Genomic DNA, 20,680 nt, shown 5'->3' with positions numbered 1-20,680 from the left:
GGAAATTATAGGACGCCCCGGGTCAGTTCCGAGCGGAAATCAACACACACCTTCAAACCGTGGGGTCAAACAGCTGACGCGTGCGGCGGTTGCCTGGGATTGCCTCCGCGCATCGGCAGGGGGCGATCGGCGGCTTATTCTTCAGGATGGCATTTGCGCTGCTCATCTTTCGTCCGATTGCTGCCTGTTTTTCGTAGTAAAGAGTGTGGCCACTGAGCACCCTTGCGCGGGATCAAAGGCTGCGGCGCTTGCTGATCCGCTCGCCGGCAGGAGACGGATCGCTGAGGCGGCTCTCAGCTATGGCGGGCGGGCGCTCTGCCTGCTCTGTGCGGGCGCTTGCGGATCATTCTGCTGCGCTGCCTGGCCCTGCCGCAATCGCGAAGGGTCAGCAGGCCCGGAAGGTATGGGGCCATCAGAGGGCCCTCGGAAAGCGGGGCCGCAACGGAGCTGGTACTCTTCGCAGAGCCAGCATCATCCGCGCCTGTTTCAGCGCGAAATTCCCCTGTTCGGCCGGGATGTGCCCTGCAGCAGGGGGAGAGGCAGTCCGGCTCAGGGTTTTCGTCGTCAGGCTTGCAGCCCGTCGGGGGGTATGATGACAATGATACGCAGATCGGTGTTGGCGCCCCTTTCCGCAAAGGACCGCGGCGCTGAAGTGCAGAGAGGGCAGGGCGGCCACCTTCGGGATTTAACCGCAGGATGAATGTCTCAGCTTAAAGAGCAATAGCGGTTGTCTCCGCTCTGCGTGCTCTCATTATGTTCTTTTGGGGAAAATGCGGATGAACTGCCTTCCGTTTCAGCTTGACCCCTGGGCTGAGGTGTTATGTCTCGCCTTTTTCCTCAGGCCTTTGCTCAAAAGGCTGCGCTTGGGCGAGGATGAGTATGGATTTACTGAGGCAGCCCCCCGGATGGGGCCTCCGGGACATCATCAGCCTCAGGCCCGGTGTGTGACACAACTACAAATGTTCTTCTTTTACCCCAGTGCGCATCCTTGGCGGCCCGCACAGCTGTCAGGAACTTTATCCTCTCACAGGGGGAACATCGCATGATGGGACTGTCATAAGCGTCTCAGCCGCTTATATTATTCACAACACCGCAAAGCGGCACAGAGATGAGGCAGGATCTATGGCGACTGAAGGACGCGCCTCCGGGCGGAGGGGTCTGATCTTGGGTTTATCTGCGCTGGCGGCCCTTGGGGCGGGCGGGGCGTTTCTGACACTGCACAACCCGGCGCCATGGGTGGCTGCAGAGGTGATGGCTCCGGGGCCGGTGTCGCTGGTGCTGGCGCTGAATGGTCATGTCAGGGCGCGGGCTGAGGTGGCGGTGCGGCCGCTGGTCTCTGCCTATGTGACGGACGTCGGAGTGACAGAGGGGCAGAGGGTGTCGCGCGGCGATCTTCTGGTCGCGCTTGATGATCGACAGGTTCAGGCACGCCGCGATCAGGCCCAGGCGGCGCTTGATGTGCAAAAGGCGCGCGAGGCCCAGGCCCGTTCGGCGGCACGGCGCGCGCAGGGTCTGGGTGCGAGCGTCATCTCGCGTGCCGATGCGGAGGCGGCAGAGCTGGCACTGGCCACCGCAGAGGGGGAGAGCCTGCGCCTGACCGCTGCCCTTGCTGAGGTGGAGCGGGAGGTGGCGCATTACCGGCTGATTGCGCCGACCGATGGGGTGGTTCTGTCGCGCCGCGTTGAGGCGGGGCAGCAGGTCACGTTGCAGGACACCCTGATGACGCTGGCCGATCCCGAGGATATCCTCGTCGAGGCCGAGGTGGATGAGCTTTATGCCCGGCGGATCAGCGAAGGTCTGGCCGCAAGGCTGCGCGCGATCGGCCAGAGCGAGGTGCGCGAAGGGCGGGTCTCTTTTGCGGCACCAAGGCTTGATCCCGACAGCGGGGGGCGGCGCATCGAGGTCAGTTTTCCCGAGCGCACGGAATTGCCGATTGGCCTGACGGTCGAGGTTAATCTGATCGTTGCGGATTATGCCGATGCGCTCTCTCTGCCGCGCGCGGCTCTTCTGCGTCGCGGGACAAGCTGGCATGTGCTGGTGGCTGAACATGGGCGCGCCGCCGTGCGCCCGGTTGAGATCATTGACTGGCCCTCTGAGCGGGTGATGCTGACCTCTGGTCTGACCGCGGGAGACAAGGTGCTGCTCGATCCGGTGAAGATCTCACCGGGCGATGAGATCCGGGTCGAATAGATGCTCTATGCTGCCAAGCTTGCATGGCGCTATCTTGCCTCGTCGCGGGGACAGACGGCGCTGTTGATCGCGGGCGTTGCGCTGGGGGTGTTTTTCTTTGTCTTCATCAGTGCGCTGATCGGCGGGCTTGGGCAGTATCTGGTGCAGCGCACGGTGGGAGAGATTTCCCATGTCACTCTGACACCCCCTCCTGCGGAGGCGACCCTGCTGCCTGGTCTGCAAAGCACAGCGCTGATGGTTGCTCAGGCGGAGACCGGGCAACGTGATCTTCTGGCCGGTGCTGAGGCGCTGATCCCGGTTCTGGACGCCACGCCCGGTGTGAAAGGCGTCTCCCCGCAGATCACCGGAAACGGCATCCTGATGCGCGGACAGGCGCGGGCGGCGGTCTCTGTCACGGGGATTGAGCCGCAGCGGGTCTCGGATATTGCGAATTTTGGTGCCCGTCTGCAGGAGGGGAATGCCATCCTCGGCTCGAACCGTGTGCTGATCGGTCAGGCCCTGGCAGATGATCTGAAGGTGGGGGTCGGGCAGATCCTGCGCCTGCAGTCAGATCGCGGCCAGGAACGCGCGTTGCAGATCACCGGCATCTTCGCGCTGGGTGTGGAGAGCATTGATCGGCGCTCTATCTTTATCTCGCAGGCGACGGCGCGGACGCTGTTTGCCATTCCCCAGGGGATCAGCCGTATTGAGGTGAGCCTCGAGGATCTGTCGCAGGCCGATGCGATGGCAGAGCGGCTGTCGGCGCTGACCGGCTATAAGGCGGAAAGCTGGACCAGCGGGAATGCCCAGCTGCTGGACGGGCTGAAGGCGCAGGAGCGCTCCGGCGATATGATCAAGGGCTTCAGTCTGGTGACCATTGTGATCGGGGTGGCCTCTGCCATGCTGGTCAATACCTATCGGCGCAGCTCAGAGATCGGCATTATGCGCGCCACCGGGGCAAGGCGGGGCTTTGTGCTGACGGTCTTTGTGCTGCAGGGCGCTTTGGTCGGGATCTGTGGCGGCGCGCTGGGGGCGGGGCTCGGCTTTGCGCTTTTGTCCCACATACCGCCGCCGGAAATCGGGGTGACGCCGGTCCTGCCGGTGGATTACCGACAGGGAGCTTATGGGATGGCGCTTCTGCTGACCACGATCGGGGCGGTGCTGGCGTCGCTGCTGCCGGCGCGGACAGCGTCACGGATCGATCCGGTGAAGGTGATCGGGCAATGACGGATCTGCTGGTGGAACTGAGCGATCTGCGCAAAGGCTTTGGGGAGGGAGAGGCCCGGACCGAGGTGCTGAAGGGCATCACCCTGAGCCTGCCGGAGCAGGAGTTTGCCGCCTTACTCGGGCCCTCGGGGTCCGGCAAGAGCACGCTTTTGTCGATCATGGGCACGCTGATGAAGGCGGACAGCGGGCGGCATATCATGCGCGGCCAGGATCTGATGGCGGCAGGGGATGCGGAGCTCACGGATTTTCGCAATCGACGCATCGGATTTGTCTTTCAGTTTCACCATTTGTTCCCGGATCTGACGGCGCTGGAAAATGTGATCTTTCCTGCCGCCGTCCGGGCCGGGCGTGAGACCCCGGCGCAGAAAGCCCGTGGCCGCCTGCTGCTGGAGCGGGTGGGGCTGGGGCACCGGATGAATTTTCGCGCGACCGCTCTCTCCGGCGGGCAAAAGCAGCGGGTGGCGATTGCACGGGCGCTGATGAACCAGCCCGCTCTGGTGCTGGCCGATGAGCCGACGGGGAACCTCGATCGTGAGAATGCCGATCAGGTGATGGCCCTTCTGACAGAGATCAACCGCGAGGAAGCGACCGCTTTTCTGATCTCAACCCATGACGCCGGGATCGCCGCCGCCTGCCGCCGCCGCATCACCCTGAAAGACGGCCGCGTGGTTGAGGGCGTCTGACCCTTTCTGAATACCGGCGCGCAATTTGAGCATCAAAGCGCAAACGTGCGTCGACGCCGTCACCAGAGCCGCGATGGTGGCGGTGAAGCCAGGGCGGTCCCACCCCTTGCGGTGCCAGCGGGCGCCGGTTCTGCCGCAGCCAAAGGGGCGGCGATGGGCAGCTGTGATAGCTGCGGCGACCCGGACTGTCAGGCGCTCAAATCCAACAGACACAGCGCGGAGACCGGAGCCGCCCCCGGCCATCGGGGCGGCGTTTGCCCGGTGCAGGTCCGTTCCACCAGACGCCCTCCCTATCGCGACAGCGGGGGGCCCCGGCTCCCGTCACAGGGGCGGCGATTGCCAGCCAGGATAGTGGCGGCGGCCCCATGTCACCAGGCGCTCAAGGCCGCGACGGCACAGCGGGCGCAGGCGCGGGTGGCGGCGGATGAAGCCTGCCGCCAGCGGGCCATAGCGGTAGTAGAGCGTGATGAACCGCCGACCCGCGCCGGTGCCGCGCAGCACCTCATCGCGGTAGCGGCGCAGCCAGAGGACATCGGGGTGATGATCGCTCTGATAGCTTGCTCCGGCGACAAAGCAGTCGCCGCCCTCGTCCTCATCCTCTTTATCGGGGGGCGGCTCTTCCTCCTCGCCGCCATCACCGTCGCCATCACCGCCGTCGGGATCGGGGGGCGGCGGTTCGGGCGGGCGACCCGGGCCCGTCTGACCCATTGAGGCCAGAAGCGCCGCGCGGTCCACATCTGCAAGGCCCTGAAAGAGCACGCTGGCCGAGCCCGAGAGCGTCAGCAGCAAATCCTGCGGCTGGCTCTCTCCGGGGCGTGTGCGGGGCTGCAGCAGGCTGGCGGGATCGGTATCGGCGGGCAGTTCCCCGTTCAGATCCAGCCAGTCCTCTCCGGGGGTGAAATCGGTCAGAATCAGACTTGCGTCTTTGGCCGCGATCATCAGATCCGCGCCCTGACCGCCGGTCATGGTCACCGTGCCGCCTTCGGCCGCAACAAGCGTGTCGTTGCCACGATCGCCCGACAGCATATCTTCGCTGTAGTTGGACGGTGCCGCGGTTTCATCGGGATAGGAGGCATAAAGCAGGTCATTGCCCTCGCCGCCGTAAAGGCTGTCATCGCCGGTGCCGCCGGTCAGGGTGTCATTGCCCTCCCCCCCGTAAATGAAATCCCGGCCGCCGTTGCCGTGCAGGCGGTCATCCCCGCTGCCGCCATAAAGCGTGTCATGGCCCGAGCCGCCATAAATGATATCCTCCCCCGCGCCGCCGCGCAGCAGGTCATTGTCGAGACCACCAGAGATCGAATCGTTGCCGCCGCCGCCGTCGATGGTGTCATGCCCCTCGCCGCCGTGGATCAGATCATCGCCGCCCCGGCCGGTCAGCTGGTCACGCCCGTCGCCGCCGATCAGACGTTCGCCCGCATCTGTGCCCTCAATCGTGTCGTCCCCGGAGGTATAGCGCGGTGTCGCCATCTCCCAGTCGCGGTGCGGGCCTTCGTTGCGGGGGAAATAGGCGACATAATCCTCATAGGGGATGTCGGCACTGCGCGGCACGCCATTGGCCCATTCTTCGGGCCAGCCGATAAAGTGACGCTCTTCGCCGTTGGCATTGCCATCCGGATCCGAGCCGGGGGGCGGGCGGATCAGCCCCTCAACCTTGCGCGCGCCCTCAAGCGAATAGAGGACGCGGTCGTCAATCAGCAGCCAGGGCTGCGCATAAAGGCTGACGATCCGCACACCGGCCGGCAGGTTCTGCAGATCGAGCCGGTCATCACCGATCCAGATTTCATCGCGGGAATAGTCGAAATCATCGATCCGCCCGGTGATCCGCGCGTCCGATCCCTCACGGCCGATAAAGATGAACTTATCCGGCCCCTGGTCCCCCCAGGCATGATCGCCATAGGGCGCAGTGCTGTCCGAGACATCGAGGTAAAGCGTATCCGCCCCCGCGCCGCCATAGAGGTGGCTTTGCACCACACCGCGACCGCCTCCGATCAGCGTGTCATCGCCGATCCCGCCCCAGGCACCGCCCCCATGAATGCCGGTGGTTAATGTGTCATTCCCCTGATGGCCATAGATGCGGCGGACCTCCGCAGAGGTCTGCAGCCGGTCATCACCGGGGCCGCCTCTGAGTATTTCTGGCATCGCATCCCCCCAAAGCGCCGCTCGGGGCCTGCATGGGCTGCGGGCCGGGAGAGACGAAAAACTGATTAAACGCGGGCCTATGGGCCCTTTACTGGTCACAAGGCAGGAAAGAGTTAACGGAAAGATAACACGCGTCAGCGCCGTTCAGTCGCGCCAGGGTCCGATCAAAAGTCCGTTACGTCAGGGGGGATCAGCGGCCCCGGGGCGGGGCGCAGAGCTTGCAATCCGCCGGAGGCTTCGGCATGACGTTGCCTCTTTAAGAAGGGGATCTGCCGTGCAGTGGCGTGAGATGCGGGAAGAAGATCTGGCCGGAGTTCTGTCGCTCGCGGACCGCGTGCATCCCGACCTGCCCGAAAGCTATGACGCAATCGCCGAAAAGCGCAGGCTTTACCCGGCGGGCTGCCACGTGCTTGAGGGGGGCGCGGGATCGGCGATCCTTGGCTATGCGATTTCGCATCCGATCCGCGAGAATGCCCCGCCGGCGCTCGACAGCTTTCTGGGGGACATTCCGCCCGATGCCCGGCAGTTCTACATCCATGATCTGGTGCTCGACCCGCAGTTGCGCGGGGGCGGCCATGCGCGCCACGTCATCGACAGGCTTCTGAGGGGGGCGGCTGATTTCTCCTCGGCGGGGCTGGTGTCGGTCTATGGCACCGCAGCGTTCTGGGCGCGCTTTGGCTTTGCCCCGGCCTCCGGCGTTCCTCCGGAAAAGCTTGCAGTTTACGGCGCGGATGCCGTCTGGATGCGCCGCGAACGTCCCGCAGCCGGGTAAGGCAGCCCCGGAGTTTAACCTGCTCAGGCGTCCTTCCGGCGAAAGCCCCCACAGGGCGGCGCGGTTTTCTGCGGTGCTGCGCTGAATTGCTCCGCGCGGTGCGGCAGGCTAAACATCAGGTTGCACCAGACTGGTTGCGCTGTGCAAAGCCTGTCCGGATCTGATGGAATGAAAATGCCAAACCTTGCCGAACGTGACGCTGAGCTGTTGAGTAAAGAATGGTCCGCCCTGCAGGAGGCGCTGGTTCCCCCGGCCCGGGCTGCGCTCTCTGCCATTGTGGCGGATCATGCGGCTGATCTGGTGGATCGCTTTTATCAAGAGCTGGAGAAAGACGCAGACGCGCGGGGATTTCTGTCGCAGGATCTGATCCGCAACCGTCTGAATGGCGCGCTGCAGCGCTGGCTTGTGGCGCTTTTTCCGGCGGATGGTGCCCCTGATTTCGATGAAATGGCCCGGGTGCAGCTGCATGTGGGCGCGATCCATGCCCGCATCGGGCTGGCGCTGAAGCTGGTGACGCGCGGCCTGCGGCTGATCACCGAAGGGCTGATCTATGCCATTGTCGCGCAGGAGGACCTTCGCCAGAGCCGCCGTGCCATGCTGCGGGTTGCGGCCTCCACGCTCGGCATTGCGATTGATATTATGAATTCGGCCACGGTGGAGCAAAGCCGCCGGACCGATCAGAACGCCGAGGCGTTCCGGCTTTTTGCGCTTGGCAAGAACCTCTCGCAGGAGCGCGAGGCGCAGCGCGCGGCCATGGCGGAATGGATGCAGGAGGCGATGTTTGTGATCGCCGCCCGCGAAAAGATGGAAGATCTGGCCGATCTGCGCAGCTCTGAATTCGGGCTCTGGCTTACCCATCGCGGCGGCGTGCTCTTTGAGGGCACCCATGAGATCCACCGCGCCCAGGATATTGTCCGGCGGATTGATGCAGAGCTGCTGCCCGGAATCCGCCGCGGCGAGGATCTGCGCAGCCTGCTGCCGCGTCTCAACAGCGATGCGGCCGAGATCCGCGCCCTGGTCCTGCAGTGTTTCAGCGAGGCCTCGCGGATTGAGGGCGGCCATGATGCGCTGACCGGGGTGCTGAGCCGCAGGTTTATGGATGCGATCCTCACCCGTGAGGTTGAGGCGGCACGGCGGCGCAAGCAGAAATTCGCGGTTGCGCTGATTGATCTGGATTATTTCAAGCTGATCAATGACCGCTATGGCCATGCCGCGGGCGATCTCGCGCTGCGCCACTGCGCAGAGGTGATCCTTGAGACCGCGCGGGTGGGGGATTTCGCCTTCCGCTACGGCGGCGAGGAATTCCTCGTGACCCTGGCCGAGATGGATCTGCCCGAGGCGAAGGCCTTTGGCGAGCGGCTGCTGGAGCGGCTGCGCAGCCGCGAGATCCCTATGCCGGGCGGGCAGGTCATCCGGGTCACCGCCTCAATCGGGATTGCCGAGCTCTGCGGCGAGCCGGATTTTCAACGGCTGACCAAAGCGGCAGACGCGGCGCTTTACGAGGCCAAGAACCTGGGCCGCAACCGGGTGCATCTGGCGGTCTGAGCATGGCGGGTGAGGCCGGGGCAAGGGGGGCGGGATGTATCGGTGCAGCCGGTTCCCGGGCGTGGAGGCAGCTGCGGCGTCGTGCAGGCGGCTCAGCGCTCTTGCGCCCGGGCTCTGATGACTATCGCTGAGAGGCGCTGATTTCAGACAGGTCGCCGGGGGACGGGCAGTGAAGGAAGTGTCTTAGCTCGGGACCGCCGTCCGCCCGCGGAGGATCAGGGCGAAAGCCAGTTCCTGCGAGCTGCGTTCAGAGAGAGACATATGGCTCAGTCTTGACCGCTCATCGCGGCGTCACCTGCGGTTTCGCATGGTGCAGCCCCTGCCTCAGGTCAGAGCGGTGAGGATACTATGAAGACGGCGCACAGGCGGGCCTGTCAATCACCGGGCAGATCAATCAGAGCGGGCGTCTGAGCCTCACAGCAGTTGATCCATCGCCTGGGGCACGAAGGGCCGTGAAGGCCCGCGGTGCAGCGGATGCTTTGATCCACTGAGGCGACGAAGGCTCCGGGATCTGGCCCGCAGGCGGCGGGACCTCAACAGATCCGCGCGTTTCCCAAACCTGACGAAGGGAAAGTCTGCGCTCCGGGCCACTGAGGGCCCGGAGCAGGCTTACTGGCCCGGGATCAGCCCGCGCGGTAGTTCGGGCTTTCGCGGGTGATCTGCACGTCATGGACGTGGCTCTCCCGCAGACCGGCCGAGGTGATGCGCACGAAAGAGCAGTTCTTGCGCATCTCAGCAACGGTGGCATTGCCGGTATAGCCCATCGAGGCGCGCAGCCCGCCAACCATCTGGTGCAGCACCGTGGCGACCGGGCCTTTATAGGCGACCTGACCTTCAATGCCTTCCGGCACCAGCTTGTCGGAGGCTGCATCCTTCTGGAAGTAGCGGTCCGCCGAGCCGCGCGCCATGGCGCCAAGGCTGCCCATGCCGCGGTAGGATTTATAGGAACGACCGTTCCACAGGATCACCTCACCGGGGCTTTCCTCGGTGCCGGCGATGGCCGAGCCGACCATGGCACAGCTTGCGCCCGCCGCGATCGCTTTGGCGAAATCGCCCGAGTATTTGATGCCGCCATCCGCGATGATCGGGGTATCCCCCGCGGCCGAGCAGGCATCCACAATCGCGGTCAGCTGCGGCACGCCCACGCCCGCCACGATGCGGGTGGTGCAGATCGAGCCCGGGCCGATGCCCACTTTCACCGCATCCGCACCGGCACCGATCAGCGCACGGGTGGCCTCAGCGGTGGCGACATTGCCGGCGCAGACCTGAACATTGGAGTTCAGCTTCTTGATGCGCTCAACCGCAATCGCCACACCGGCCGAATGGCCATGGGCGGTGTCGATGACGATCAGATCGCAGCCCGCATCAATCAGCGCCGCCGAGCGCTCAAAGCCCGCATCGCCCACGGTCGAGGCCGCGGCCACGCGCAGACGGCCCAGCTCATCTTTGCAGGCCTGGGGGTTCAGCACCGATTTCTGGGTGTCTTTCAGGGTCAGCAGACCGGTCAGCTTGCCGGCACCATCGGTGACCAGCAGCTTTTCAATGCGGCGCTCTTTCATCAGGCTGATCGCGACATCGCGGTCCGCAGGCTCATGCAGGATCGCCAGATTGTCGGTGGTCATCATGACCGAGACCGGGGTGCGGTCGTCGCTGGCAAAGCGCATGTCGCGGTTGGTGACGATGCCCACAACGCGGCCATCGGCATCCACAACCGGGAAGCCCGAGATGTTGTAACGCTCAGCGAGCACCTTGGCATCGGCCAGGGTCTGATCGGCGCGCAGGGTGATCGGCGCATAAACGATGCCCGATTCAAAGCGCTTCACGCGGCTGACTTCACGGGCCTGAGCTTCGATATCGAGGTTGCGGTGGATGACGCCCATACCGCCCGACTGTGCCATGGCGATCGCCATACGGGCTTCGGTCACGGTGTCCATCGCGCTCGAAAGCAGCGGGATGTTCAGACGGATCGAGCGGGTGACATTGGTCGAGGTATCCGCATCAGACGGCAGCACGTTCGATGCGTTGGGAACCAACAGCACATCATCAAAGGTAAGTGCTTCGCGAATCTCCATGGGAGCCTCCTGGGGGTAAACCATTTGGCGGTTTCCCGTTTCATGATCAGGGGGAAAGTGCAAGGGGGCAGGATCCCCGGAATGCAAAAAGCGCCGCATCTGCGGCGCTTTGTCCGGGCGGCGGCCTGCGGATCAGGCCGTTGGCGTATTGGTTTTGATCGCCAGCGTGCCGCGCGCCCACATCTGCCAGACGCGCGAGGCGACAAAGGCCACCATGGCACTGGCTGCGATCAGCGCGAGGATCCCGGTGATCATCCAGCCCATCGCCATCTGCGCATTGGCAAAGGCCGCCAGCGGAAAGGTAAAGGCCCCCCAGAAGGGCGAGAAGCCTGCCGCCGTCAGCCAGCGCGCGCTCAGAAGAAGCGCAAGGAAAATCCCCGAAGCCACCACCGCAAGCAAAAGCGCCATCGTCTCATAGCCAAGTATCACCGAGGAAAGCACCATCAGACTTGCCGGTGCCAGATGAATGGCCAGCAGCGGGCGCAGGGGGGCGGGCGGAATGCGCTTCACCAGCATCCAGACCGCCTGCAGCCAGAGCACAAGCCCTGAGAAGACGGCATAAAAATAAGCCAGATGCGCCAGTTGCGTATAGCCAAGCGGCTCCAGGGTGAAGGGCAGGATGATATAGCCCGTAAAGATCAGCTGCCAGACCGGCGTGATCACCCGCGCCTCTTCAGGCCCGGTAAAATACGCCTTCAGCACCGCAAACCCCAGGCAGAGATGGCAGCCCACCGCCAGCACCAGGATAGCCAGCGCCAGCCCCGGCAGATAGGGGGCCACCACTGCGGCCATCAGAAAGGCCGAGACATCCGCCGCCGCCAGCCCCGCCCGACCGGGCAGCAGGCTCAGCTCTTCGCGCAGCACGCCGGGACGCCGGAACACCTTGGAGAGATAGGCCCCGATCATAAAGCACCACAACAGGAAGATCCCGCCGAGCAGCAGCTCGGCCAGCCCGCCGGGCAGGGCGGTCTGATCCCCGGCCCGCCTCCAGGCAAGGCCAAGGCCGGTCAGCCCCAGAAGCGGCGGAAAGACCGCCGGCGGCATACGGCGAAAGAGACCACGCGCGGCAATCTTTCGGGCGGCGGGAGGAGGCAGTGCGGACATTGGTAATCCCCGGCAGGGCGGAACAATGCGGCCCATCATGCCGATGCGCCGCCGCGTGCCAAGGCGGCAAAGGAGCGCGTCCCGCTGAGATGATCTCTGATTGTCGCATTTCGGCGACAGTCAGGCGCACCGGTGCCGGTCAGCCCGCCGGAACGCCGCTCATCTGCGCCAGCGCCGCGTCGTAATCGGCAAGCCCCGCGTCCCTGCGTCCGCCCGCTTCCGAGAGCATCCGCCGCCAGGACCGCGCCCCCGGCTGCCCGGTAAACAGCCCCAGCATATGGCGCGTGATGTGGTGAAGCCGACCGCCCTTCGCGAGATGATCCGCGATATAGGGTCGCATCGCCAGCGCCGCCTCCTGCGCGGTGGCGACCGGGTCCTGCGCGCCCCAGAGACGGCTGTCGGCACCCAGCAGCACTTTTGCCGGGTCGTGATAGGCCGCACGCCCGATCATCACGCCGTCCAGCCCGGCCTCCAGATGCGCAGGCACCGCCTCAAGCCCCGCAACCCCGCCATTGAGGCACAGCTCCAGATGCGGGAAGGCGCGCTTCATCGCATAGGCCAGCTCATAATTCAGCGGCGGGATCTCGCGGTTTTCCTTCGGGCTGAGACCCTGCAGCCAGGCGTTGCGGGCGTGGATCACAAAATGGCGGACCCCTGCGGCAGCGACCTTTTCAAGGAAGGCCGGCAGCACCTCTTCGGCGATCTGATCGTCGACCCCGATGCGGCATTTGACGGTGACGGGGCGCGGCTGCGCTGCAATCATCGCCGCGACGCAATCGGCCACCAGGTCAGCCTTCTCCATCAGCACCGCGCCGAAAGAGCCCGATTGCACCCGATCCGAGGGACAACCGCAGTTAAGATTGATCGCATCATAGCTGTAATCCGCGCCGATCTTCGCCGCCTCAGCCAGCTGCGCCGGATCCGAGCCGCCCAGCTGCAGCACCACCGGATGCTCCTGCGCCTCATAGCCCAGCAGCCGGTCGCGATCGCCATGAACGACGGCAGGGGCGGTCACCATTTCCGTATAAAGCTCTGCCCGGCGCGAGAGCTTGCGGTGAAACACCCGGCAGTGCCGGTCGGTCCAGTCCATCATGGGGGCAACAGAGAGCCGATGCGCATTTTTTGTAGTGTAATTCAAAGACTTAACCTCATCACCGCGCAGCGGATCATAGAGCGGATTTGCAGAATTCTGGCCCCCTCAAGGGCCGGTTTCCGCGATGTTCGGATGTGATTTGGCGACATGTAGCAGATTTTTCAGGGGACTGCGATCCGCTTCAGACGCGGCAAAAGCGGGACGGCCAGGCCTGACCAAAAATCGGTTTTCGATTATGCCATGGGCCTTGGGTCCTGACCTCAACAAAAGGAGCAGTTGAATGGTGGCCGAAACGGATTGTCGGCGGCGGCTGAGGGGGCAGGTTTATGCGACACCACTGGGCCTTACGCTGCGCAGGATGGCAGCGTTGAAAATGTTTACTCCTGCCGACAGGAAGACCATGACACAGCCTGCGCGCAAAGAGGACGCGCCGGGCGGGGTGATCCCTCTGTGGCGGCAGAACGACAGCGCTCCGAGGTTGTGTGATTTGTTGCAGCCTCCTTCGAAGCAGTGGGTTCATGGTGCTGCCTCAGCGGTTCAGAGTGGTGGCATGAACAGGCCGGACCCTCTTTTCTGCACGACAGACTGATCCGGTTACAGCCGATCCCTGACGTGGCGTGGCTCTCTGATGGCCTGGCTCGCACACCCGAGCGGCAGGGCGGGTTATTTTGAGAGAGCTTCGACAGCAGCCACACAGTCCCGTCCTGTTCGGGCAGCGGGTCAGTCAGACGACCGGATTTGTCGAAAGCCTTCTCGCTCTTTCGGGGCTGGGTTGGCCCGTGCCCTTCGTCGGATAAGCCTTCCACCGAAAGGCTTGTGAACCCTGCTCAGCAGATAACGCTCTGCCACCGACAAAAGCACCTCGAAACAGAGATATCTTATCGCGCAGGGTCCGGACCGCTGCCTCTGCCGGTGGATCGCACCGGCCTCAGATTTTCGCGCGAGGGCGAGGGACTGGTTCGCAGATGCGGCGCCAGCCGCCGCCGGCAATGGCGCAGGCTGCACATCGCTGTTGCGGCTGATACTTTGAGACTACCGGCTGTCGGGATGACCAGCGCGATACACCTGTTCTGCCCGAACTGCCGGCGCAGATCCCGGTTCAGGAGCGGATCGGTGGTGTTACCGCCGGTGCGATTTCTGACATTGAGAGATGCCATACTGCCACGGCAACAGGCCCGGGATTGGAGGGGGGATATTCCCGGCCAACGGGCCCGCCGGAGGACATGGTCCGGATATCATCAACGCAGCGGCGTGAAGCCCGGGGTGAGATGCCGTAAATTTCGGGGCGCGCGTGGCGTGGCCAGGGATTTTGAGCGCTAAGATGCAGAGCTTCAGATCAGTATTCTTCACAGCCTCTCCCGCCCCAATGGTGTTGGATGGCTCAGTCATGAACCGCCTCACGTCACCCGGGCCACCCGAGAGCGCTCGGATGCGCGGACGTCAGCCGGAAAGGGATCGCTGCGGCAGCGATCAGAAGAGCGCAACATAGTCCTTCGCAATTGAATTCATTCCGAAAGCAGACCGAGCAGATTTCCCGGTGTCCCGGGCATGGGTGATGGACTTTGTGCCCTCGCCACCGCATATGCTGTGGCATGGAACAGGATGTCATCATCGCAGGCGGTGGCCTGAATGGACCGGCGCTGGCGCTCGCGCTGGCTCAGGCCGGATTTCATGTGACTTTGGTCGATGCGCGCCCTGAGGGCGCGCGGGCCGCAGAGGGGTTTGACGGCCGCGCCTATGCGCTGGCGCTGGCCTCGCAACGGATGCTGTCCGCTTTGGGGGTCTGGCCTGCGGTCGCGCGGGAGGCCACGGCGATTGAGGAGATCCGCACCTCTGACGGCGTGCCTGCGGGGGCGTCGGTGCCGTTTTTCCTGAGTTTTGATCGCGGAGAGCTGGATGAGGGCCCGATGGGCTTTCTGCTGGAGGACCGATATCTGCACAAAGCGCTGGTGGCGGCCATAGCGGCAGAGCCGAAGATCCGGCGTCTGAGCGGGCTTTCGGTGACCGGGCAGCAGGCAGATCAGGAGGGGATCAGCGTCACGCTTTCTGACGGAACGGCGCTACGCGCCCGGCTGCTGATCGGCTGTGACGGGCGCGGATCAGCGGTGGCGGGCCGCGCAGGGATCCGGCGTCAGGGCTGGGGTTATGGGCAGATCGCGCTGGTCAATGCGCTGCAACTGGAGGCGCCGCACGGGGGGGTGGCGCATCAGGTCTTTCTGCCGGGCGGGCCGGTGGCGATCCTGCCTTTGAGCGGGGACCGGGTCTCGATTGTCTGGTCGGAGCAGGAGCGGGCGGCGGCCCGGATCCTTGAGTTGTCCGATGCGGAGTATCTGGCGCTTCTGGGCGAGAAGATCGGCCATCTGACCGGGGCGGCGCAGCTTGCGGGGGAGCGTTTCAGCTATCCGCTGAGCCTGTCGCTGGCGGAGAGCTATGTGGCGCCGCGGGTGGCGCTGGCGGGGGATGCCGCCCATGGCATTCACCCGATTGCCGGTCAGGGGCTGAACCTTGGCCTGCGGGATGTGGCGGCGCTGGCAGAGGTGCTGGCGGATGCGCGCGGACGGGGCGAGGATATTGCAGCGGGCAATGTGCTGGAGCGTTACCAGACCTGGCGGCGCTTTGATGCCACCTCGCTGGCTTTGGGGATGGATGTGGTGAACCGGCTTTTCTCCAATCACAGCCCGCTGGCGCGGGCGGCGCGGGGTCTGGGGATGCGGGCGGTGGCAGCGCTTGATGGTCCGCGGCGCAGCTTTATTCGCGAGGCGGCGGGGTTGTCGGGGGAATTGCCGCGGCTCTTGCAGGGACGGCGGCTGTAACTGACTTCTGCCGGGGCTGGCAACCGGCAGGCCTTGGGAAAGACGGTGAGGCCGGAGGGCGCTGCCCTCCGGACCTCCCGGAGTATTTTTAAAAAGCCAAAATGCGCCGGAGGCGTGCAGGGACCTGCAGGTCAGGCGGAGGCTTTGATCGCGTCGCGGATGGCTTTCATATTGGCGCCGTAAACCTCGGGGTGATCGACCGAGCCGCCTTTGAAGACCGCAGAGCCTGCGACCAGCACATCGGCTCCGGCTTTGATGAGCGCGGGGGCGGTTGTCGGATCGACGCCGCCGTCGATCTCGATATGGACCGGGCGGTCGCCGATCATGGCGCGGAGGTCCGCGACTTTGCCGGTCATATCGATGAATTTTTGCCCGCCAAAGCCGGGGTTCACCGTCATGACGCAGACGAGATCCGTCAGATCGAGAAGATGCTGCACCGCGCTGGCCGGCGTGCCGGGGTTCAGCGCGACGCCGGCTTTTTTGCCTGTGGCGCGGATCGCCTGGAGGGTGCGGTGGATATGGGGGCCGGCCTCAATATGGGCGGTGATGATATCGGCGCCGGCATTGGCGAAGGCTTCGATATAGGGATCGACCGGGGCGATCATCAGATGGACGTCCATCACCGTTTTGACGTGTTTGCGAAACGCTGCGACGGCGGGCGGTCCGAAGGTGAGATTGGGGACGAAATGGCCGTCCATCACATCCACATGGACCCAGTCCGCGCCCTGGGCCTCGATGGCCTGGATTTCACGGCCGAAGTCGGCGAAGTCGGCGGAAAGGATCGACGGGGCGATCTTTACGGAGCGGTCGAAGGTCATGGGGCCCCCTGATGGTGCGCAAGCTTTATCCGGGCTTTTGCCCTGAAAGCGCCGCTTTGGAAAGGCGCAAAAGGGTCGCGCGGGTACGCGCGACCCGGAAGGGGGTTATTTGATGATCATCACCGGAAGCTGGGTGCCGGCGAGCACCTCTGCGGCCTGGCTGCCGAGCACCAGTTTGGTGATGCCGCGCCGCCCGCGTGAGCCGATGATGATGAGATCGGCATTCTCTTCGGCGGCTTTTTCGGTGATGGCGACCGCCGGATGGGTATTGGGCACGTAAAGCAGCCGCGGGTGCACGCCAAGGGCGCGGGCCTCCTCAGAGACGAGGGCCAGCACCTCGTCGGCATGGGTCTGCATGGCGGAGCGGTTGGTTTCCATCTGCTCAGGCGTGAAGACCGTGCCGGCATAGGGGCTGAGGTCGGCGGCATAGAGATAATCGGGATAGCTCTCTGAGGCCATGACCACGGTCAGCTTTGCCTTCAGCGCGGCGGCGAGGCCGATGGCCTTTGTCACGCCTTTGCCTGCCCAGTCCGAGCCGTCTGTTGCCGTCAGAATGTGCCGAAACATCTTCACCTCCACCTGTTGGATAAGGAAGTTTAGCACGCAGTTTCCCGGCTGTCGCGCTTACCAGTCGGCGCTGTCGATCCAGATCGTGACCGGGCCGTCATTCAAAAGGCGCACCTTCATATCGGCGGCGAAGATGCCAGCCTCGACGGAGAGGCCCTCAGTGCGCAGGGCGGTTTTGAAATGCTCATACATCGGTGCGGCGGTTTCGGGGCGGGCGGCCGTGGCGAAGCCGGGGCGGTTGCCGCGGGAGGCATCGCCCGCAAGGGTGAACTGGCTGACGGCGAGCACGCTGCCGCCGATGTCGCGGACCGAGAGGTTCATCTTGTCGTTCTCATCGGTGAAGATGCGGAGCCTGGCGATTTTGGCGGCCATTCTGGTGCTGGTGGCCTCGGTGTCGCCCTGCATGGCGCAGATGAGGACCAGAAGGCCGGGGCCGATTTCGCCAGTGATCTGGCCGTCGACGGTGACAGAGGCCTCGGTCACCCGCTGGATGAGTGCGCGCATGTTGTTGTCCTTCCATGAGAAAACCCCGCCGGATCGCTCCGGCGGGGTGTCTTTAGCAAAGCCCGTGAGGGATTACGAATGGATCGCGCCGTCGCCGCAGGCGAGGGCTGCTTCGCGCACGGCTTCCGAGTAGGTCGGGTGGGCGTGGCAGGTGCGGGCCACGTCTTCGGCGGAGGCGCCGAATTCCATCGCGACGCAGATCTCATGGATCATATCGCCGGCCGCCGGGCCAATGATATGGCAGCCGAGCACGCGGTCGGTGGCGGCATCGACGATCATCTTCACCATGCCGTCGCCCTGGAAGACAGCCTTCGCGCGGGCATTGCCCATGAAGGAGAATTTGCCGACCTTATAGGCGCGGCCTTCCTCTTTCAGCTGCTCTTCGGTTTTGCCGACCGAAGCCAGTTCCGGGGTGGTATAGACGACACCGGGGATCACGTCGTAGTTCACATGGCCGACTTTACCGGCGATGATTTCTGCGACCGCAATGCCCTCATCCTCGGCTTTATGCGCCAGCATCGGGCCGGTGATCGCATCGCCGATGGCGTAAAGCCCGGGCAGCGTGGTGCGGTAGTGATCGTCGGTTTTCACCTGACCGCGCGGCAGCATCTCAACGCCAAGCGCCTCAAGGCCGAGGCCTGCGGTATAGGGGCGACGGCCGGTGGCCACGAGGACGACATCGGCCTCAATCGCATGTACGCTGTCGTCTTTGCGCAGCTTATAGCTGACCTTGGCGCCCGGGCCGATGACTTCGGCACCCTGCACCGCCGCGCCGAGCACGAATTTCAGGCCCTGACGGGTCAGAAGCTTCTGGAAGCTTTTCGCGATCTCGCCGTCCATGCCGGGGGTGATGGCGTCGAGATATTCGACCACGGTCACCTGCGCACCAAGGCGGGCATAGACCGAGCCCATCTCAAGGCCGATGACGCCTGCGCCGATGACGATCATCGACTTCGGCGGAGCGTCCAGCGACAGCGCGCCGGTCGAGGTGACGATGACTTTTTCATCGACCGGAACGCCCGGCAGCGAGGCCGCTTCCGAGCCGGTGGCGATCACGATGGCTTTCGCCTCATGCACTTCCTCGCCGACTTTCACCTGACCCTGCGCCGGGATCGAGGCCCAGCCTTTCAGCCAGGTGACTTTGTTCTTCTTAAAGAGGAACTCGATGCCTTTGGTATTGCCGCCGACGACATCGGCCTTATAGGCCTGCATTTTCGACCAATCCACGGTCGGGGCCGCCACATTCAGGCCCATCTTGGCGAAGTTATGCTCGGCCTCATGCAGCGAATGGGTCGCGTGCAGCAGGGCTTTCGACGGGATGCAGCCGACGTTCAGGCAGGTGCCGCCGAGGGTCTCACGCCCCTCAACCACGGCCACTTTCAGGCCAAGCTGTGCGGCACGGATGGCGCAGACATAACCGCCGGGACCGGCGCCGATGACGATCAGATCGAACTGGGCCATGAGATACTCCTGGTAGATCATCCCGGGCCGGAGGGGGCCGGGATGCAAAAGAGGACGGGGGGATCAGAACAGAGAGACCCCGAGGATGACAAGGGTGGCGATGGTGCCAATGGCCCAGACGATCGAGCGCCAGGGCGACAGGCCAAGGCCATAGGCCGGGAAATAGAGAAGGCGGGCCAGAAGCCAGATCCAGGCGGCCACTTCGGTCACGCCCGAGCTTTGCTCCGAAAGCGTGATTACCAGCACCGCGATGGTGAACAGCGCCAGCGATTCGAACATATTGTTCACCGCGCGGCGCAGACGGCCGGTCAGCGGTGAAAAATCGGGCTCGCGGTCGCGCGCACCGGTGTTCCAGTCGCGGCCGACGTCTTTGTTCATCACCGCACCGGCGATGGCGATCTGGACCATCTGCAGGATCGCACCAAGTGCAAGGACCGTCAGTTCCGGGGTCATCAGCCTTCTCCCTCAGCGAAAGGGCAGGCCCGAAGGCCTGCCCGAGAAAGATCAGAGATCCATCAGCAGGCGGCGCGGATCTTCCAGCGCCTCTTTGACGCGCACGAGGAAGGTCACGGCGCCTTTGCCATCGACGATGCGGTGATCGTAGGAGAGCGCGAGATACATCATCGGGCGGATGACGATCTGGCCGTTCACCACCACCGGGCGCTCCTGGATCTTATGCATGCCGAGGATCCCCGACTGCGGTGCGTTCAGGATCGGCGAGGACATCAGCGAGCCGTAAACACCACCGTTCGAGATGGTGAAGGAGCCGCCCTGCATCTCGGCCATGGTCAGCTTACCGTCACGGGCGCGCAGACCAAGTTCGCCGATCTTTTTCTCGATCTCGGCGAAGGACATCTTGTCGGCTTCGCGCACGACCGGAACCACCAGACCGTTCGGGGTGCCGACAGCCACGCCCATATGGACGTAGTTTTTGTAGATGATGTCGGTGCCGTCGATCTCGGCGTTCACCTCCGGCACCTCTTTGAGGGCGTGGTTACAGGCTTTGACGAAGAAGGACATGAAGCCCATCTTCACGCCGTGCTTCTTCTCGAACTGGTCTTTGTAGGTGTTGCGCAGCTCCATGATCGCCGACATATCCACCTCGTTATAGGTGGTCAGCATGGCGGCGGTGTTCTGCGCTTCTTTCAGGCGGCGCGCGATGGTCTGGCGCAGCTTGGTCATGCGCACGCGCTCTTCGCGGGCCGAATCATCGGCTGCAACCGGGGCGCGCGGCGCTGCGGCAGCGGCCGGAGCCGCAGCAGGTGCGGCTTTCACGGCAGCCACAGCCGCCGCGACATCTTCTTTCATGACGCGGCCGTCACGGCCCGAGCCCTGAACCTGATCGCGGTTCAGACCGGCAGCCGCCATAGCGACCTTGGCCGAAGGGGCGTCTTCGACGTCTTTGCCAGTGGATGCCGCCGGAGCCGCCGCCACCGGAGCAGCCTCTGCTTTCGGGGCGGGGGCTGCCGCCACACCGCCTGCAGAGATCATCGCGAGCAGCGCATTGGCGCCCACGGTTTCGCCGTCCTGTGCGATGATCTCGCTCAGGATGCCTGCGGCCGGCGAGGGCACGTCAAGCGAGACTTTGTCGGTTTCCAGCTCACACAGGATCTCATCCTGCGCAACAGCATCGCCCGGCTTTTTGAACCAGGTGGCCACGGTGGCCTCGGTGACGCTTTCGCCAAGGGCGGGGACGCGAACTTCGATGCTCAT

The 20,680-nt window shown here is 64.2% G+C and carries 16 protein-coding genes and 1 pseudogene; 7 read left to right on the top strand and 10 right to left on the bottom strand.

Translation table 11 applies throughout. The features are described from left to right. Positions 1-1,164 precede the first annotated feature (1,164 nt). From EG244_RS08145 to EG244_RS08135, 3 genes are read left to right on the top strand one after another with little or no spacing between them, the layout of a single operon-like run. Positions 1,165-2,190 carry an efflux RND transporter periplasmic adaptor subunit gene (locus EG244_RS08145; RefSeq protein WP_158617273.1) on the top strand — a complete coding sequence of 342 codons (1,026 nt, stop codon included), beginning with the start codon at positions 1,165-1,167 and terminating at the stop codon, positions 2,188-2,190. Then, the gene (locus EG244_RS08140) at positions 2,191-3,396 is read left to right on the top strand and encodes an ABC transporter permease (protein WP_124964503.1); all 1,206 of its coding nucleotides are present in this window, start codon (positions 2,191-2,193) and stop codon (positions 3,394-3,396) included. Next, entirely contained in the window at positions 3,393-4,079 is a 687-nt protein-coding gene (locus EG244_RS08135) for an ABC transporter ATP-binding protein (RefSeq protein WP_124964502.1), read from the top strand. Before EG244_RS08140 ends, EG244_RS08135 begins: the two co-directional genes overlap by 4 nt. Before the next feature lie 321 nt (positions 4,080-4,400). On the opposite strand, the gene EG244_RS08130 is transcribed toward EG244_RS08135, so the two are convergent. Then, complete coding sequence (locus EG244_RS08130) at positions 4,401-6,218, bottom strand: calcium-binding protein (RefSeq protein ID WP_124964501.1); 1,818 nt, start codon at positions 6,216-6,218, stop codon at positions 4,401-4,403. Between the two features lie 274 nt (positions 6,219-6,492). Between EG244_RS08130 and EG244_RS20385 the strand changes: the two genes are divergently transcribed. After that, on the top strand, positions 6,493-6,990 hold the full coding sequence (locus EG244_RS20385) for a GNAT family N-acetyltransferase (RefSeq protein WP_158617272.1): 498 nt from the start codon (positions 6,493-6,495) through the stop codon (positions 6,988-6,990). Between the two features lie 168 nt (positions 6,991-7,158). Next, on the top strand, positions 7,159-8,535 hold the full coding sequence (locus EG244_RS08120; RefSeq protein ID WP_124964499.1) for a GGDEF domain-containing protein: 1,377 nt from the start codon (positions 7,159-7,161) through the stop codon (positions 8,533-8,535). A 623-nt stretch (positions 8,536-9,158) separates the two neighbouring features. On the opposite strand, the gene guaB is transcribed toward EG244_RS08120, so the two are convergent. The 3 genes from guaB to dusA all read right to left on the bottom strand — a co-directional run bounded on the left by guaB (position 9,159) and on the right by dusA (position 12,849). Next, positions 9,159-10,607, bottom strand: coding sequence for an IMP dehydrogenase (guaB, locus tag EG244_RS08115; RefSeq protein WP_124964498.1), 1,449 nt, complete (start codon positions 10,605-10,607; stop codon positions 9,159-9,161). Positions 10,608-10,739: 132 nt separating this feature from the next. Further along, entirely contained in the window at positions 10,740-11,711 is a 972-nt protein-coding gene (locus tag EG244_RS08110) for a TDT family transporter (RefSeq protein ID WP_158617271.1), read from the bottom strand. 139 nt (positions 11,712-11,850) lie between these two features. Next, the gene (gene dusA / locus EG244_RS08105; protein ID WP_267900263.1) at positions 11,851-12,849 is read right to left on the bottom strand and encodes a tRNA dihydrouridine(20/20a) synthase DusA; all 999 of its coding nucleotides are present in this window, start codon (positions 12,847-12,849) and stop codon (positions 11,851-11,853) included. Positions 12,850-13,411: 562 nt separating this feature from the next. Between dusA and EG244_RS08100 the strand changes: the two are divergent. Both EG244_RS08100 and EG244_RS08095 read left to right on the top strand, forming a co-directional pair. Then, positions 13,412-14,293, top strand: a pseudogene (locus EG244_RS08100) (transposase). 103 nt (positions 14,294-14,396) lie between these two features. Next, positions 14,397-15,617, top strand: coding sequence for an FAD-dependent monooxygenase (locus tag EG244_RS08095; protein ID WP_124964496.1), 1,221 nt, complete (start codon positions 14,397-14,399; stop codon positions 15,615-15,617). Between the two features lie 131 nt (positions 15,618-15,748). Here the strand turns inward: EG244_RS08095 and rpe are convergent, their stop codons facing one another. The 6 genes from rpe to odhB all read right to left on the bottom strand — a co-directional run bounded on the left by rpe (position 15,749) and on the right by odhB (position 20,680). After that, a complete protein-coding gene (gene rpe / locus EG244_RS08090; protein WP_124964495.1) occupies positions 15,749-16,435 on the bottom strand; it encodes a ribulose-phosphate 3-epimerase in 687 nt (228 codons plus the stop codon). 105 nt (positions 16,436-16,540) lie between these two features. Next, positions 16,541-17,002: a universal stress protein gene (locus EG244_RS08085; RefSeq protein ID WP_124964494.1), complete on the bottom strand. Its 462-nt coding sequence runs from the start codon at positions 17,000-17,002 to the stop codon at positions 16,541-16,543. A gap of 57 nt (positions 17,003-17,059) precedes the next feature. Beyond that, positions 17,060-17,506, bottom strand: coding sequence for a D-aminoacyl-tRNA deacylase (gene dtd, locus EG244_RS08080; RefSeq protein ID WP_124964493.1), 447 nt, complete (start codon positions 17,504-17,506; stop codon positions 17,060-17,062). Between the two features lie 72 nt (positions 17,507-17,578). After that, entirely contained in the window at positions 17,579-18,967 is a 1,389-nt protein-coding gene (gene lpdA, locus EG244_RS08075) for a dihydrolipoyl dehydrogenase (protein ID WP_124964492.1), read from the bottom strand. A 63-nt stretch (positions 18,968-19,030) separates the two neighbouring features. After that, a complete protein-coding gene (locus EG244_RS08070) occupies positions 19,031-19,420 on the bottom strand; it encodes an MAPEG family protein (RefSeq protein ID WP_124964491.1) in 390 nt (129 codons plus the stop codon). 51 nt (positions 19,421-19,471) lie between these two features. Further along, the gene (gene odhB / locus EG244_RS08065; protein ID WP_199737891.1) at positions 19,472-20,680 is read right to left on the bottom strand and encodes a 2-oxoglutarate dehydrogenase complex dihydrolipoyllysine-residue succinyltransferase; all 1,209 of its coding nucleotides are present in this window, start codon (positions 20,678-20,680) and stop codon (positions 19,472-19,474) included.

It is taken from the genome of Falsigemmobacter faecalis (assembly GCF_003863335.1).
Lineage (GTDB): Bacteria > Pseudomonadota > Alphaproteobacteria > Rhodobacterales > Rhodobacteraceae > Wagnerdoeblera > Wagnerdoeblera faecalis.
This window is presented reverse-complemented; position numbering and strand designations above follow the sequence as displayed.